Source organism: Candidatus Merdisoma sp. JLR.KK011 (genome assembly GCF_036941125.1).
Lineage (GTDB): Bacteria > Bacillota > Clostridia > Lachnospirales > Lachnospiraceae > Laedolimicola.
This window is the reverse complement of record NZ_JAYWSZ010000003.1, coordinates 1,926,417-1,941,933: the sequence shown is the minus strand read 5'-3', so window position 1 is coordinate 1,941,933 and position 15,517 is coordinate 1,926,417. Positions and strand designations below refer to the sequence as shown.

At 48.8% G+C, this 15,517-nt stretch carries 15 protein-coding genes and 1 pseudogene; 14 read left to right on the top strand and 2 right to left on the bottom strand.

The features are described from left to right. Nucleotides 1-277 precede the first annotated feature (277 nt). Nucleotides 278-958, top strand: coding sequence for an MgtC/SapB family protein (locus tag VV089_RS10485; protein WP_334335832.1), 681 nt, complete (start codon nt 278-280; stop codon nt 956-958). An 8-nt stretch (nt 959-966) separates the two neighbouring features. Here VV089_RS10485 and VV089_RS10480 read toward each other — a convergent pair whose 3' ends face one another. Next, nucleotides 967-2,058 (bottom strand): GntR family transcriptional regulator, encoded by a 1,092-nt coding sequence (locus VV089_RS10480; protein ID WP_172544719.1) that lies wholly within the window; start codon nt 2,056-2,058, stop codon nt 967-969. A 365-nt stretch (nt 2,059-2,423) separates the two neighbouring features. Here VV089_RS10480 and VV089_RS10475 point away from each other — a divergent pair, with 365 nt between their 5' ends. From VV089_RS10475 to VV089_RS10450, 6 genes are all read left to right on the top strand, one after another. After that, entirely contained in the window at nt 2,424-3,005 is a 582-nt protein-coding gene (locus VV089_RS10475; protein WP_334335831.1) for a D-sedoheptulose-7-phosphate isomerase, read from the top strand. Between the two features lie 12 nt (nt 3,006-3,017). After that, nucleotides 3,018-3,992, top strand: a complete 975-nt coding sequence (locus tag VV089_RS10470; protein WP_334335830.1) for an ROK family protein — start codon at nt 3,018-3,020, stop codon at nt 3,990-3,992. A 40-nt stretch (nt 3,993-4,032) separates the two neighbouring features. Beyond that, nucleotides 4,033-5,541: a sugar ABC transporter ATP-binding protein gene (locus VV089_RS10465; RefSeq protein WP_334335829.1), complete on the top strand. Its 1,509-nt coding sequence runs from the start codon at nt 4,033-4,035 to the stop codon at nt 5,539-5,541. A gap of 1 nt (nt 5,542) precedes the next feature. Further along, on the top strand, nt 5,543-6,514 hold the full coding sequence (locus VV089_RS10460; RefSeq protein ID WP_334335828.1) for an ABC transporter permease: 972 nt from the start codon (nt 5,543-5,545) through the stop codon (nt 6,512-6,514). A 63-nt stretch (nt 6,515-6,577) separates the two neighbouring features. After that, entirely contained in the window at nt 6,578-7,609 is a 1,032-nt protein-coding gene (locus tag VV089_RS10455) for a sugar ABC transporter substrate-binding protein (protein ID WP_334335827.1), read from the top strand. A gap of 19 nt (nt 7,610-7,628) precedes the next feature. Next, a complete protein-coding gene (locus VV089_RS10450; RefSeq protein WP_172544725.1) occupies nt 7,629-8,210 on the top strand; it encodes an SIS domain-containing protein in 582 nt (193 codons plus the stop codon). A 105-nt stretch (nt 8,211-8,315) separates the two neighbouring features. On the opposite strand, the gene VV089_RS10445 is transcribed toward VV089_RS10450, so the two are convergent. Continuing rightward, a complete protein-coding gene (locus VV089_RS10445) occupies nt 8,316-8,564 on the bottom strand; it encodes a PRC-barrel domain-containing protein (RefSeq protein ID WP_172544726.1) in 249 nt (82 codons plus the stop codon). A 302-nt stretch (nt 8,565-8,866) separates the two neighbouring features. On the opposite strand from VV089_RS10445, the gene nrdR reads away from it, so the two are divergent. From nrdR to VV089_RS10410, 7 genes and pseudogenes are all read left to right on the top strand, one after another. Further along, nucleotides 8,867-9,319 carry a transcriptional regulator NrdR gene (gene nrdR / locus VV089_RS10440; protein ID WP_172544746.1) on the top strand — a complete coding sequence of 151 codons (453 nt, stop codon included), beginning with the start codon at nt 8,867-8,869 and terminating at the stop codon, nt 9,317-9,319. Then, nucleotides 9,319-10,221 (top strand): annotated as a pseudogene (locus VV089_RS10435) (DMT family transporter); the annotation flags it as partial. The gene nrdR and the pseudogene VV089_RS10435, both read left to right, overlap by 1 nt. A 9-nt stretch (nt 10,222-10,230) precedes the next feature. Next, entirely contained in the window at nt 10,231-10,767 is a 537-nt protein-coding gene (locus VV089_RS10430) for a YqeG family HAD IIIA-type phosphatase (RefSeq protein ID WP_442891541.1), read from the top strand. 92 nt (nt 10,768-10,859) lie between these two features. After that, on the top strand, nt 10,860-11,939 hold the full coding sequence (locus VV089_RS10425; RefSeq protein WP_334335826.1) for a M24 family metallopeptidase: 1,080 nt from the start codon (nt 10,860-10,862) through the stop codon (nt 11,937-11,939). Nucleotides 11,940-12,096: 157 nt separating this feature from the next. After that, on the top strand, nt 12,097-12,510 hold the full coding sequence (locus tag VV089_RS10420) for a hypothetical protein (protein WP_334335825.1): 414 nt from the start codon (nt 12,097-12,099) through the stop codon (nt 12,508-12,510). Between the two features lie 40 nt (nt 12,511-12,550). Next, nucleotides 12,551-13,594: a type II TA system antitoxin MqsA family protein gene (locus VV089_RS10415; protein ID WP_172544729.1), complete on the top strand. Its 1,044-nt coding sequence runs from the start codon at nt 12,551-12,553 to the stop codon at nt 13,592-13,594. A gap of 369 nt (nt 13,595-13,963) precedes the next feature. Further along, nucleotides 13,964-15,478 (top strand): FGGY-family carbohydrate kinase, encoded by a 1,515-nt coding sequence (locus VV089_RS10410; protein WP_334335824.1) that lies wholly within the window; start codon nt 13,964-13,966, stop codon nt 15,476-15,478. Nucleotides 15,479-15,517: the final 39 nt, after the last annotated feature.

Here is a 15,517-nt window from a genome sequence, read left to right as displayed (position 1 = left end):
ATATCCTGTGTTCGGACGGTTCACGTACAGGTGTCTGCTCTGGATGTACATTGCATTTTTGGTTTTTGCGTGGGTTTTGGTTTTGGGCAATGTTCATCCATATCAGACGCCTGTGCGTGAACAGCCGGACACTAGATATTGGAAAATCTGCTGTCTTATTCGGCTTCATCCCCTGACTGTGGGGGTGGGAAGAAGGGGGAGCGTTTGGGTTTTGGTTGTTTTTGGGGTGGGTTTGGGGTAGAATGTAGGTGGAGAATGATGAAGGGGAGGGATTGGTATGTTTTTTGTGTCGTTGACGGAGTGGAGCTTGAGGAATGTGCTGCTGCGGATGGCGGCGGCGCTGCTGCTTGGGGGGCTTATTGGGATTGATCGGGGAGCCAAGAAAAGAGGGGGAGGGGCGCGGACGGATGCTGCGGTGTGTCTGGGGGCGGCTATGGTGATGATGACGGCTCAGTATATGGATATTGTATTTCCGGGGAGTACGGATATCTCGCGGATGGCGGCTCAGGTGGTGAGCGGCGTGGGATTTCTGGGAGCGGGCTCTATTATTGTGGCTGGGCGTCAGGTGAAGGGGCTTACTTCTGCGGCCAGTATCTGGATCTGTGCCTGTGTGGGGCTGGCGGCTGGTATTGGTTTTGTGGATGGGGCGATATTGGTGACGGTGGTTCTTTTGGTGGGGCTGCATTTACTGCCTTTTGTTGAGGAGAAGGCTTATCAGTATTCCAGATATGCCAGGCTGTACATAGAGGGGGAGGAAAACAGGACGGCGTCTGTCCTGCTTAGCAGGCTGAAGGCGGATGGATGTAAGATAGATATGTATGATGTGGACAAGCCTAAGACTGGGGGGCAGTCCTTTACGATCCGCATGACGATCTATATTCCCTACAGGCTGAATAAGCAGGAGTATCTGCAGAAGCTGTCGGAGATTGAAGGGGTTATGTTTGTGGATGTGATATAACCGGAAACTCACGGCAAAATACTGCAGACAGAGTCCCGTTCCACCAGATATGGCTGGAATACCATGCTGCCCTCAAAAGAGGGATCGTCGATAATCCGCAGCAGATTTCTGGCGGCGGTGTAACCGATGTGGGTCGGATCCTGGTGAAGGGAGGTAAGCTTCACCGGGTTTGTCTCGCACAGGTAGGAATCGTCAAAGCCGATGATGGAGATATCCTCAGGTACCCGGCAGCCGGACTGGGTGAGCAGCTGGTACAGGTTGACGGCGGCGCTGTCGTTGAAGCAGAAAAAGGAGGTTGTCTTTTTGGCAAGCTCCAGAATTCTGGAATCGTCCGCAGAAAAGATGGATTCCTTTTCGTTATGGCTGAACCACAGAACCGATTCAAAGGTGACGGGTGCGCTGCTGTAGTTGAGTGCTTCCGTAAAACCAGCGTAGCGCATACACCCAGAATATTCTTCGCTGTTCATAATGGATACAAAGGAAGTGTGCCCTTTCCGGATAAGATATTCCGCAGCCAGCTTTCCGCCCATATAATCATCGGTGATCACGCTGGGAATATTGAGAAAGGGAATCCGGTTGCCCATGAAAATGCAGGGAATCCGGTTTGCCTCTATATAGCGGTACAAAAACTGATTCGTATAGATGTGGGCGCTGTCGGAAGGAAACAGAAGGATGCCGGCATAGTCATTCTGAAATGCTTCCTTCAAAAGGGAGGCCTCCGCCTTGGGATTGTAATTGGACAGCTTAATAGTTAGTGTGTAGCCGGTATCCTGAAGGGCCTGCTCGATGCCGTTGATGCTTTTCAGAAAATAAAAATGTTCCGCCCGGGAAGCAATCAGAAGAATCTGTCTGGAATTGCTGATATAGGGCATGGGGGCGGCTAAGGTGCGGACAAAGCAGCCCTTTCCCTGGAAACGGCAGATGAGCCCGTCTGTCTCAAGCTGTTCCAGAGCTTTCCGGGCCATATAGCGGCTGACGCCATACTGTTCAATGAGTTCGCTTTCGGAGGGAAGCTTGTCCTCCGGAAGAAAAGTACGGTTTTCTATTTTGATTCTTAAATCATCATATATATATTCAAATTTCTTATTTATTTTTCCCATGACAGTCTCTTTTCAGTAATTTGTTCAAATCCACAGCTCACAGGAAATACGCTCTCTTTTTTTCAGAGGGCGCTGCGTCAGGAAGTAAGACAGCTTCTGTGGGCTGCAGGAGGCAATTTTATACAGATTTTATTATACACGCAGAAAAGTGCAAAATCAATAAAAGCAGATAAATTAATTACGCCCATACTTATTCGAAAATGTTACTAAAAACAAATAAGTTATTTTGTGAAAATGTCTGAAAAACACGAAAAATGTAAATATTTATTGACTTTAGCGATAAAACTAAATATAATCATAATTAACTTATTCGCATAAGTTAATTTAATTATTTGAATAAGATAAAGATATCCGGAGATAAGAGTATGAAAAGTACATTTAAAAAAGCGGCAGAAAGCCTTGTGGCAAGCCTGATGACCCATGAAGAACAGTATATACAGCCTCTGGAGAAGTGCATAGAAGTGTCGGCAGAGGCAGTTGGAAGACGGAGCTGCATTTTCGTGTGCGGCAACGGAGGGAGCGCGGCGACGGCTTCCCATATTGCCAACGACTTGTTGTGCCATCTGAAAAACTGGAACAGAGAAAGCTATCGGATTCTTGCTTTGACGGACAATGTTTCTGCAATCACCTCTCTGACGAATGATTACGGTCCGGAGGAGATGTTTTCAAGGCAGCTTTCCGCCTTTGGGCAAAAGGGTGATATTCTCTGGGCCTTCAGCACCAGCGGCAATTCAAAGAACTGCGTAAAGGCATTTGAAAAGGCGGGGGAGCTTGGGATAACGACAGTCGGAATCACAGGGCGCAGCGGCGGAAGGATGAAAGAGCTGGCAGATATCTGGATACCGGTGGATTCCGATGAAGTGACAAGGGTAGAGGAGCTTCATATGATTTATGCACACATTCTGGCGGAAAATATCGAAGCCATTGTGTCGCCGATGGAGGAATAGAGGGCCGTTACTATGAAGAAGCATTTTATATTGGCGATTGAGACCGGCGGAACGAAGATTCAGTTAGTGCTGGGATCAGATAAGGGAGAGATTTTTTATCGATACCGCACCTGTGTGGAACGGGAAAAAGGATTTGAAGGAATTCTTGACCGGGTAACAGAAGCGCTGCCGTCTCTGATAAAAAAAGCGGCGGAGCTGGGCGGAACAATCTGCAGAATCGGAATCGGCTTTGGCGGGCCGGTGCATACGTCAACCGGAACGGCAATCTGGTCGGCGCAGATCGACGGCTGGGGGAATTTTCCGGTGGCGCAGTATTTTGAAGAAAAGACAGGGATTCCCACACGCCTGTACAATGACAGCAATGCCGCTGCCTGGGGAGAGTATTGCCTGGGAGCGGGGCGGGGGACGAATATTTTCTTTTACACCAATATCGGAAGCGGCGTGGGAGGCGGAATCGTAATAGACGGGAAGCTTTTTGACGGCCAGGGGTTCGGCGTGGCGGAATTCGGCCAGAGTTATCTGTACGATCCCTGTTATCAGGGAAACTCTATCTATCCGGTGAATCACATCGAGCGCATCTGCTCTGGGTGGGGAATTGAGGCAAGGCTGAGGCGCGAAGCGATACCGGAGGATTCCATACTCCTGGAGCTGTGCGGACACAGGCAGCAGGAGCTGGACTGCCGGATGTGGGGCCAGGGAATTCACAAGGGGGATGCTTTTTCCCTTAAGATTCTGGAAGAGATGGCGGAGTATTTTGCAATCGCTCTCTGTAATGTTTTGTGCTTTTACAGCCCGGAGGTGATTGCTGTGGGCGGAGGTGTTTCGCTGATTGGGGAGCCGCTGCTCGAACGGATCCGCCGCTATACGGAACAGTACGTGTACCAGAACTGCAAGGGAAGATATCGGATCGTCAAAAGTGAGCTGGATGAGGACGTGGTGCTGGCAGGAACGCTGCTGCTGACAGGAGCAGATGAAAGGGCCCGGTGATGCAGGGGCGGAACATTACGGGATTTAGATGGAGGAAGGAATGAGTAAGCAAGCAGATACTATACTGGAATTTAAGAATATTTCCAAAGAATTTCCAGGCGTCAAGGCGCTGAACGATGTCTCCTTCTCAATTAAACGTGGAACGATCCACTGCATTGTGGGAGAAAACGGTGCCGGAAAATCCACACTGATGAAGGTGATTGACGGGCTGTACAAACCGGAAAAAGGAATGATTGAATTTGACGGAAAGCCCTGGAATCCCAAGGGAAGCGCACAGGCCAGACTGAAAGGAATCGCCATGATTCATCAGGAGCTGAATATTATCCCGGAGATGACCGTGGTGCAGAATATGTACCTGGGAAGGGAAGCATCCGGCCCTCTTAAGATTGCGCTGGATGATAAAAGGATGATGGGGGAAGCAAAAAAATACCTGTCAGATCAGGGGCTGTCCTATGACTTGAATCTGAAAATGAAAGAGCTGTCCCTTGCAGATGCACAGATGATCGAGATCATCAAGGCAGTGTCCTGCGACGCCAAGATTATTTTGATGGACGAGCCGACCTCTTCCCTTACGGAAAAAGAAGTAAAATACCTGATTGAGAAGATATTTGAGCTGAAAAAGCAGGGGATCACGATTATTTTTATTTCTCACAAGCTGGACGAGGTATTCCATATTGCGGATTACATTTCGGTATTCCGGGACGGAGCCCACATTATGACCGGAAAGGCGTCGGAGTATTCCAGGGCGGCGCTGATTGAGAAAATGGTAGGACGGGAAATGAAAGAGGTTTTTCCGCCCAGGGATCCGAAGATAGGAGAAGTCCTGCTTAGGGTTGAGAATTTTAATAAAAAGGGCATCTTTGAGGACATTAATTTTGAAGTGAGAAAGGGAGAGATTCTGGGGATATCCGGCCTGGTCGGCGCGGGGAGAACGGAAATCGCCCGGGCCATGATAGGACTTGACCCAAAAGACAGCGGAGAGCTGTACTGTGAAGGGCAGAGGATGGAGATTCGCAATGTGAATGATTCCATCCGGCAGGGGATTGCCATGGTCTCGGAGGATCGCCGCCGATACGGTTTGGTTCTGCTTCGCGACATTAAAGAAAACATTGCAATGGCGGCGCTGAAGCATGTATTTAAGAAGAAAGTCATCCCTCTTTCCAAGGAAAAGAGAATCGTCCATGATATGATGCAGAGATTTGCTATCAAAGCGCCTTCTGCGGCGGTAGAGACCAGAACTCTCTCCGGTGGAAATCAGCAGAAGGTAGTTCTGGCCAAATGGATGGCGGTAGCTCCAAGAGTGCTGATTATGGATGAACCCACCAGAGGGATTGATGTGGGAACAAAGTATGAGATCTATAAAATGATGAACGAAATGACGGATCAGGGAATGGCAATCATTATGATCAATTCTGATATGGAAGAGCTGCTGGGAATGAGCGACCGCATTCTGATTATCCGGCAGGGAAGGGTGGCCGGCGAGCTGTCCCGAGAGGAAGCGACGCCCGGAACGGTTATGAGCATGGCAGTGGGAGGGAATGGAGAATAAGATGGGAAACAAAGAAAAACTCATAGGATTTTACAATAAATATGGTATTGTCGTTATTCTGCTGGGGCTTCTGGTTGTGTGCTCTGTAATTTCGCCGGTATTCCTGTCCCAGGCAAATGTCGTCAATCTACTGTCGCAGATTGCAGTGGTTACGATTCTTACCTGCGGACTTACCCTGCTGATTATAGCCGGGCAGACAGACCTGTCCGGGGGCGCAGTGGTAGCGCTGACGGGATGTATCTGCGTAGGAACATATAAAAATCTGGCCGAGGGAGGCATGAATGGCATGCTGGCGGGAATTCTGGCCGTGCTGGCGGCGGTCGCCGTGGGAATGGCAGTGAATTTTCTCTCCGGAGTGATTGTGACGCAGTTTCATGCACCGGCATTTATCGTAACCCTTGCCATGATGAAGGCAGGAAGAGGCATCTGCTATATCTATACAGGGGGAACCCCGATCTATAACATCGGAAATATTTCCAGGCTGGGCCAGGGAAGGATACAGGGAATCGTGCCCTATTCCGTGCTAATCATGTTCCTTTGCATTGCAGTTACCTGGTTTGTTTTAAAGAAAATGCGCCTGGGCAGGTATATTTATGCAGTTGGAGGCAATGCGGAAGCAGCTACGGCCTCAGGTATCAGCAATCAATGGACAATTATTAAAACCTATCTGATTCACGGGATTTTTGTGGGGATTGCAGGAGCGCTGTTTATGACGAGACTGAATTCCGGACAGCCTGCAGAGGCGGAAGGATTGGAGTTTGATGCGATCACGGCGGCTATTATCGGCGGCGCAAGCCTGTCCGGCGGCGTGGGAAGCATCTACGGCAGTGTGATTGGCTCCATTATCATCGGCGTTATCACCAACATTTTAACCTTGAAGTCGGTACAGTCCTATTATCAAATGATTATCACCGGACTGATTATCGTAGCCGCAGTGGTTCTGGATATTGTGACCAAAGGAAAAAAAGAGTAGGAAAAGCAAAAGGGTGAAATTAATCCTGTAAGGGTTAATGAATAAAAAAGGAGGATGAAGAATATGAAGAGAAAGTTGACAGCAGTGTTACTTACGGTGGTAATGGCAGCTGCCATGGCCGGATGCGGCGGAAGCAAGGAGAGCAGCAATGCACCGGCTCCGGCCGAGGGAGAGACAGAAGAAACGGCGCCTGCGGAGGCGGAAGAGGCGGCGGAAAATGTGGCGGATGCGGCAGAGGGCAGTGAGGGCGCCTACAAGGTAGCATTCCTCTGCAAGAGTTTTACAGATACCTTCTGCCTTTCTGTAAAAGAACAGTTTGAGGAAGCGGCAAAGGGGTATGCGGACAAGTTCACGGTAGACTATTTTGATTCCGAAAATACGGCAGCCACCCAGAACGATCAGATCGAGACCTGCACGGCAGCCGGATATGATGCCATTGTATTCCAGCAGGTAGATGCAGAGGCTTCGGTAGAAGTGGTAAAGGCAGCTCTGGACAAAGGCATTTACGTGGTAGTTACGACGGGGCATATTGAAGATAACGGAGCGAGCTGGTATGTGGACGCAGATCCCTATCAGCAGGGACAGGTTGTAGTGGACTATGCCATTGAGCAGGGCTTCTGTGACGATGCGGAGGTTGCAATCTTAAGCGGCCCTACAGGAAACTTCCATTCCGAGAATCGTGTAAAGGCCTTTAAGGATGCGATTGAGGCAAAGGAGGGTGCGACCCTGGTGGCAACCGAGGTGGCAGAATGGTCCAAAGACAATGCAATGACCGTGGCACAGAACTGGCTGGTGGCTTATCCGGATTTGAAGGTGATTCTGGCGGCAAATGATGACATGGGCATGGGTGCAGTTGAGGCAATCGAGATGGCTGGCAAGGAGGATCAGGTAAAGGTATTTGCTATCGACGGAACTGAGGGCGGCCTGCAGGCAGTATCCGAGGGACGTCTGGGCGCAACCGTAAAGCAGGATGAAAAAGGATACGCCGTGGAAGCGATTAAAATTGTTGACGCGCTCTTAAGCGGCAGTGAGGCAGAGAGCCTCAATATTGACAGTACCCTTGTGACCAAAGACAATGTAGCGGATTTTCAGTAAAAAGGACGATTGAACGCATATGGATTATACAGGCTCGATTAAAAATTATGTGGATGAAGAAATCAGACTGCTGAAGGAACTGGATGTCACGCTTGTGAACGAGCTGCTGAAGGAACTGGTGTCGGCCTATGAAAAGGAGGCGACGGTCTATGTGTTCGGAAATGGAGGAAGCGCCAGCACGGCCTCCCATATGGCCAATGATTTTAACAAGGGAATCTCCGAATATACGGATAAGAAATTCCGGATATGCTGCCTGAACGACAACGTGCCTACGGTGCTTGCCATAGCAAACGACATCGGCTATGAGGATATCTTTTCGTTCCAGCTTCGCAATAAGGTAAAGCCGGGGGATCTGGTCATCGGCATCAGCGGAAGCGGCAACAGCCAAAATGTGATAAACGCCCTTACTTATGCAAAAGAGCAGGGGGCGAAAATCATAGGATGGGTAGGCTTTGACGGCGGCAGGGTTTCTAAGATAACGGATCTTACCTTCCATGTGCCGGTTGGAAATATGCAGCTGGTGGAGGATATGCATCTGATTCTGAACCATCTGATGATGTATGTGATTATGAAAGAATGGGGAATAAAGGCCCATTGCTGACAGCTGAATAAGGAAGTATAAAAACTTAAGGCTGCCGGGAGATAAGATATCAGAAAAGTCCGAAATCTTATTTCCCGGCAGCCTTAAGTATATCTGGATAGAATATCAAGGGCGTCCCTTATCGTGCTCCAGTTCTACCAGAATAATATCCGGCCCAATCTGTTTGATCTTGCACCAGGGGATTTCATACTCGCAGTCTTTTCCAAGAAGTCCCCAGAGTTTTTCATTGCTGGAGGTTACAAGGGCCTGGATGCAGCCGTTTTTCGGATCGAATACCAGATCCGACACACAGCCTAAGCGTTTGCAGTCGCAGATATTGATAACGTCTTTTTCACGTAGTTCACAGAAGGTCATGGGAAGCTCCCTGGAAGGTCTTTCCTTATCATATGCTTTCAGGGGGAAAGGTGTGAACTTTGCGGCTTTGGAGGAACACTTGAAAACAGAATCGAAGTGGAGAAATGTTTTACATAAGGTTTGACAGAAAAGAAGAACATGTACTATACTTAGATAGATGCATCGCTCTTGTGGAGGGCGGTTTGCCAGATTACAGCAAAATGCCGGAAAATCTGTTTCTTTTGGCGGGGCATAGGCGTGCCCGGATGTCTGCCACAGAAGTGATTTTGCGGAAGAGCCAGGAGAAAAGAGGGAGATACGCTATGAAATGTCCATATTGCAGCCAGGAGAACACCCGGGTCATTGATTCCAGACCGGCAGACGATAACAGCTCCATCCGCCGCCGCCGTCTCTGCGATTCCTGCGGGAAACGCTTTACTACTTATGAGAAGATTGAGTCGATTCCCGTTATTGTGATTAAGAAGGACAATAACCGGGAGCCTTATGACAGAAGCAAGATTGAGGACGGTATCCTGCGTGCCTGCCATAAGCGTCCTGTGCCCTTGAAGGACATTAACGGCGTGATCGACGCCATCGAGAGCGAGATCTTTAACCGGGAGGAGCGGGAGATAGCAAGCTGCGTCATCGGGGAAATGGTGATGGACAAGCTGAAGGACTTAGATTCCGTGGCCTATGTGCGCTTTGCCTCCGTGTACCGGGAATTCAAGGATGTGAATACATTTTTAAGCGAATTAAAGAAGATGCTGGATAAATAATGTCCCGGCAGCTTATAAATAAACATGTTAAGACAGAAAGAGACTTGGAAATGACGACAGACAGAAAAAAGGCAGCAGGGCATATCCTTGCCCTGCTTACCATTACCGTGTGGGGTACGACCTTTGTGGCGACGAAAACCCTGCTCAATCATTACGATGCGCTTCAGATTATGCTGATGCGCTTCTTTATCGCATGGGTAGTTTTGATGCTCTATACCCGGAAAGTGGAAAAGCCGGGGGGAGTGAAGGAGGAGCTGGGGATTTTTGCCCTCTCCCTTTCCGGCATCACTTTGTATTACTATTTTGAAAATACGGCCCTGACCTATACCCTGGCCGCCAATGTGAGCATTATCCTGGCGGCGGCCCCTGTTTTTACGGCTGTTCTGGCTCATTTATTTACCAGGGACGAGAAACTGTCCGGGCGGACGTGGGCAGGCTTTTTCATTGCCATTGCAGGCGTTGTGCTGGTGGTGTTTAACGGAACCTTTGTGCTGAAGCTGAATCCCCTGGGAGATGCCCTTTCCCTTCTGGCAGCCCTGTCCTGGGCTGTCTACTCCGTGCTTCTCAAAAGCTATGTGGGGCATATGGACAACTGGATTTTAACAAGGAAAATGCTCTTTTATGCATTGCTGCTGACAGCGCCCGCCGCTCTATGGGGGAAGGGCCTTCCGCCGCTTTCGCCTCTTGTAAGGGGAGACGTTATATTCTGCCTGCTGTTTTTGGGGGTGCTTGGAAGCGCTGTCTGCTACATTACCTGGAATATTGCCATCAAACGGATCGGGGTAGTGAACACCAACAATTACATCTATCTGAACCCCTTTGTGACCATGGTCTGTGCGGCAATTGTACTGAAGGAGCCGGTTACGGCGGCAGGCGTGACGGGAGCCGTTCTGATTGTGGGGGGAATTCTTGTGTCGGAGCTTCCAAAGGGCTTTTCCGTTTTTGGCGGCCTGTATCCCAGGGAGTATATCGCTTCCACCTACGAGATTGATTTTGAAGGCTTGTATCAGGCAGGATACCGCGGCGTCCTTTTTGATGTGGATAACACGCTGGTTCCCCATGATGCCCCGGCTGACCAGCGCAGCATCGCCCTTTTTGAGCGTTTACGAAAGCTGGGCTTTTCCACCTGCTTGATTTCCAACAACAAGGAGCCAAGAGTGACGCCCTTTGCCGATGCCCTGAAAACCCAGTACGTATATAAGGCCGGAAAGCCCAGGCGCAGAGGCTATCAGGAGGGCATGAAACGCATGGGAACCCATAAGGGCGACACCCTCTTTGTAGGAGATCAGCTTTTTACAGACATCTGGGGAGCGAACCGGGCAGGAATGTACTCTATACTGGTGAAGCCTATGAACCCTAGGGAAGAGATACAGATTGTACTGAAGCGTTACCTGGAGAAGCCGGTTTTGTATTGCTATCTGCGAAGGCAGAGGAGGAATTCTTCTTAGGCGGAGCATCCGGAGAAAGCATCCGTGCGCCGGCGGCATAGAAGCCGGGAAAAGTGATACTTGAAGAACATAGAAAGAAGGTTAATAGAAAAATGAGAATCCAGGCAGCAAGAACCTTATTAAAAGAAAAGGGACTGGATGCGGCATTCATCGCATCCCCGGCCAACATCCGCTATCTTAGCGGTTTTGCAGGTACAGACAGCTATCTGTATCTGTCCGGCAGAAAACAGGTAATCCTCACAGACAGCCGCTATACCCTCCAGGCAGAAGAGGAAGGAAAGGGCAGCGAGGTCCGGACGATCAAAGGCGAGCGGGGATACGGCGTTCTCTTAAAAGAGCTTTTAGAGGAGGATAAGGCCACACGTCTGGGCTTTGAGGACGGCGTAATGACCTGGCAGACCGTAAAAAAGCTCCAGGAAGCCCAGGAAGGCGGAAAGGAAGAAGAACGGTGGGTTCCCCTTGGAGAAGACTTGTCCCTGCTTCGGGCAGTGAAAGAGGAAGAAGAGATAGAGAAGCTCTCCCGTGCCGAGCAGATTGGCGACGAAGCATTTTCCTACATTCTGACAGAAATAAAGCCAGGCATCACAGAGCTTGAGATAGCCGCAAAGCTGGAATACTATATGAAGAGCCACGGAGCCCAGGAAAAAAGCTTTGACACCATCGCCGCCTCCGGTCTTCACAGCGCCATGCCCCATGCCGTACCTTCCGAGAAGGCACTGGAAAAGGGAGACTTCCTCACTCTGGACTTTGGCTGCAGATATCAGGGCTACTGTTCTGACATGACACGAACCATCGTGATCGGAAAAGCCAGCCAGAAGCAAAAAGAGATATATAAGATCGTACTGGAAGCCCAGGAGGCAGCACTGTCGGGCCTTCGGGCCGGCATGACAGGAGCCGAAGGCGACAGACTGGCAAGAAAAGTCATAGAAGAGGCAGGATACGCAGAATACTTCGGCCACGGCCTGGGCCACAGCGTAGGCCTGGAAATCCACGAAAAGCCAGCCCTGTCCCCCAAGGATCAGACAATCCTGAGACCCGGCATAATAGAAACCATAGAGCCCGGTATCTACATCCCCGGCTTCGGCGGCGTCCGCATTGAGGACATGACCGTAATCACAGAAAACGGAATCCGAAACCTGACAAGCTCCCCCAAAGAGCTGATCGAGCTTTAATAGGGCAAATACTTTAAGCAAAACAAAGCGAAGATCCTAACACTTCAAAATCCTTCATTCCAGCATATTGCTGGAACAAAATAATAAAAACCCCATTTAAACTTGACATCCAATCAATTGATTGTTACACTATCAATTGATAGCGAACTTGTTGGAGGTGAATCAAATCAAGCTCAGCATACAATCGAAAAAGAATGAAGTTATAAACTTTTTGGAGAAGCTTAATGCAATTCTCTGTGACAATGATTTTAATGCAGACACAGACATCATTTTAATTCGTAAGAAAAAGAAAAAAGAGGAAGAACCCTTTTCAACGCCATATACATTATTAGATTTAGATTATGATGTATCCGACGTTATTAACAGATTAAAAGAACTGACGCTGGAAGAATATGCAGAGACACTTATTGACAAAGATGATTTGAATCCTCCCCTGCTGTTTGTTTTCGGAAAAGAGATCAAGGAAAAGCAGATATACATGAAAGTAAAGGTAAAAGGGAACAGGAGAAAACATGTATTATGCGTGTCATTCCACTATGCCAAAGAAAAAATGTCATTTCCATACGCTTAACAGATATTACGGAACTGGAATGGAGAATGGAGGTAAGACAATGGAAGCTTATACAGTGATAAAAAAGATTCACATGAACTGTCCCCTATGTGACACAATCCATGAAGTAGAAGAAAGAAAACGCCTGGCGGCAGTCACAATCAAGGGCGAAGCAGTAACCTATGAAGAACGGTTTTATTTTTGTGCAAATGGAGACGGAGAAGAGCATGAATTTGAATCCGGCTCTATGACAAATGAAAACCTGCTCCATGCACGCAACGCCTACCGGATAAAGCATGGGCTGCTCACCTCCGGGGAGATTGTAGCCATTCGGGAGAATTACGGATTGTCCCAGGTAGATCTGGCAAAGCTTCTTGGCTGGGGAGAGGCAACCATATCAAGATATGAAAGCAAAGCTATCCAGGAAGAAGCCTATGACACAATGCTCCGTCTTATGAAAGACAATCCCCTGCAAGCATTGGAGTTTCTGAAAAAGAACGGAGATAAATTTCCGGATTTAAAGAGATTGGAAATCCGTTCAAGAATCGTTGAAAAACTGGATTCCTATGGAAAAGAATTTCTTACAAGACAGGCTCTGGAGGGAGAGTATGCCAATTTTGAGGAACTGTCGGATTCAAATGGATTTGTAAGATTGGATATTGATAAAATCGAAGCAGTTATTTCTTATTTTGCAGAGAGGGTTTCAAACCTGTTCAAAGTAAAGCTTATGAAAATGCTTTGGTATGCGGACGCATTATCCTATAAGAACAGGGGAAGAGCAATGACCGGGCTGGTATATAGGCACGAGCCCATGGGAGCCCTGCCCGTTGGACATTATAGCTTGATGAATCTGGAAAAGCTGAATGTCCAGGAGGAATTAAGCTATAGCTATGAACCCATGCTCCATATCTATCCCTGCGAACAGGCAGACTACTCTGTTATCAGTGAATGGGAGAAGGAGATTTTAGAAAAGGTAATTGAAAAGTTCAAGAGCTTTAAAGCAAAAGAAATTGTGGATTATATGCACGAGGAAAAAGCGTATAAGGAAACGGATGCCGGGTCTGTCATTCCCTTTTGTCTTGCCCAAGAGATTCGGGAATTTTAAAATACTGTCAAAATGCTTGACAGGGCCAAAACTGCGATTTATGATCTAATATAGAATGAATCCGTAAGTACAAACAGTCCAGCTGAGAAATGTTAAGTATTCTTTCAAAAATAATTTCTGCTGGACGGTAAAGCCGAGGAGGCGCACGAGAGGAACTTTTATGAGTGCCTTTTCGAATAAAAGTTCCTCTCATAACCGGTGTGCCGAAGCGGCCTTACCCTTTAGTGCCGTCGCGCAGCGACTTTAAAACAGTAATATCCCTCACAGAGCACAAATCGATTTTCAGACGCATGTTTTCTGCGGCTGGAAATTGATTTCATACCTGTGTACTGGGAGGGACATTACGGAACTGGAATAGGAGGAGAAAGCATGAAATACTTATTGGGAATCGACAATGGGGGAACCTTTTCCAAAGCTGCAATTTTCGATGAAAACGGAAAGCAGATTTCCGTAGCCAGCGTTCCGACCGTCACACTCACGCCAAAGCCGGGCTACACCGAAAAAGATTTAAACGAGCTGTGGCAGGTAAATGCGGACGCTATCCGCGGCGCCATAGAAAAGAGCTGCATCGATCCGAAGGACATTGCCGGCGTATCCTTTTCCGGAGCGGGCAAGGGCCTCTATATGGTAGGGCACGACGGAAAGCCCTCCTACAACGGAATTATGTCAACTGACACGAGAGCCTGGGCCCAGGTAGAAGGCTGGTACAAGGACGGAACCAACAAAAAAGTATATGAAAAAACCTTCCAGGAGATCCTGGCCGTGCAGCCCGTAAGCCTGCTGGCCTGGTTCAAGGAAAACCAGCCGGAGGTTCTGGAAAACACAAAATATATCTTCGCAGTCAAAGACTATATCCGCTATATGCTAACAGGCGAGGCCTACAGCGAATACACCGACTGCTCCGGCGGCAATCTGGTAAATATGGTGACCGGAGAGCATGACAAAGAGCTTATGGCCCTCTATGGCCTGGAGGACTGCTATGAAAAGCTTCCGCCTCTGCGCCATTCTGCGGATCTCTGCGGCCATGTAACAAAGGAAGCCAGTGGGAAAACCCTGCTTCCTGAGGGCACCCCTGTGGCAGCAGGCATGTTTGACGTGAACGCCTGCGGCATCGCTTCCGGCCTGTCCGATGAGGAGCAGATGTGCATGATAGCGGGAACCTGGAGCATCAACGAATTCATCGGAAAAGAGCCGGTGACGAACGGAACCGTGGCCTTAAACTCCATGTTCTGTATTCCGGGCTATTACCTTATCGAAGAGAGCAGCCCCACCTCCGCCGGAAATATGGAGTGGTTTGTCCGCAATCTGATGAACTACGAGAAGGAAGAAGCCAAGGGAAAGGGAGGCTCCGTGTACGATATCACCAATGAGTGGGCGGCTTCCGTCGAGCCCCAGGACAGCAACATCATATTCCTTCCCTTCCTGAACGGCTCCAACGAGGATGCCCTTGCAAAGGGAACTTTCGTAGGCCTAACTGCCTTCCACAGCAAAAAGCATATGCTGCGTGCAGTCTACGAGGGAATCGTGTTTTCCCATGTGACCCATGTAAAGAAGCTGCTGCGCAACCGCGAGACGCCGAAAAGCATCCGCCTTTCCGGCGGCGCCGCCAATTCCGACGTGTGGGTACAGATCTTTGCAGACGCACTCCAGATTCCCATTGACGTAATCGCAGACAAGGAATTGGGAGCCCAGGGGGCAGCTATTGCAGCCGGAATTGCAGCCGGAATCTATCCGGATTACCAGGAAGCCATCCGCCGGACTGTGACCATTACCAAGACCATTTACCCCCGGCCTGAGTACAAAGAAATCTATGAGGAGAAGTATGCAGCCTACCGGACAGTGATTGACGGCCTTAGCAGCGCATGGGAGAGATTTAAAAACTAAAAAATACTTGAAAAGCAGATTGTTTTATTATAAAATAGA

Bases quoted from the DNA above. Each gene is read 5' to 3' on its own strand.
- VV089_RS10485 (WP_334335832.1), top strand. From the start codon at position 278: ATGTTTTTTGTGTCGTTGACGGAGTGGAGCTTGAGGAATGTGCTGCTG.
- VV089_RS10480 (WP_172544719.1), bottom strand. From the start codon at position 2,058: ATGGGAAAAATAAATAAGAAATTTGAATATATATATGATGATTTAAGA.
- VV089_RS10475 (WP_334335831.1), top strand. From the start codon at position 2,424: ATGAAAAGTACATTTAAAAAAGCGGCAGAAAGCCTTGTGGCAAGCCTG.
- VV089_RS10470 (WP_334335830.1), top strand. From the start codon at position 3,018: ATGAAGAAGCATTTTATATTGGCGATTGAGACCGGCGGAACGAAGATT.
- VV089_RS10465 (WP_334335829.1), top strand. From the start codon at position 4,033: ATGAGTAAGCAAGCAGATACTATACTGGAATTTAAGAATATTTCCAAA.
- VV089_RS10460 (WP_334335828.1), top strand. From the start codon at position 5,543: ATGGGAAACAAAGAAAAACTCATAGGATTTTACAATAAATATGGTATT.
- VV089_RS10455 (WP_334335827.1), top strand. From the start codon at position 6,578: ATGAAGAGAAAGTTGACAGCAGTGTTACTTACGGTGGTAATGGCAGCT.
- VV089_RS10450 (WP_172544725.1), top strand. From the start codon at position 7,629: ATGGATTATACAGGCTCGATTAAAAATTATGTGGATGAAGAAATCAGA.
- VV089_RS10445 (WP_172544726.1), bottom strand. From the start codon at position 8,564: ATGACCTTCTGTGAACTACGTGAAAAAGACGTTATCAATATCTGCGAC.
- nrdR (WP_172544746.1), top strand. From the start codon at position 8,867: ATGAAATGTCCATATTGCAGCCAGGAGAACACCCGGGTCATTGATTCC.
- VV089_RS10425 (WP_334335826.1), top strand. From the start codon at position 10,860: ATGAGAATCCAGGCAGCAAGAACCTTATTAAAAGAAAAGGGACTGGAT.
- VV089_RS10415 (WP_172544729.1), top strand. From the start codon at position 12,551: ATGGAAGCTTATACAGTGATAAAAAAGATTCACATGAACTGTCCCCTA.
- VV089_RS10410 (WP_334335824.1), top strand. From the start codon at position 13,964: ATGAAATACTTATTGGGAATCGACAATGGGGGAACCTTTTCCAAAGCT.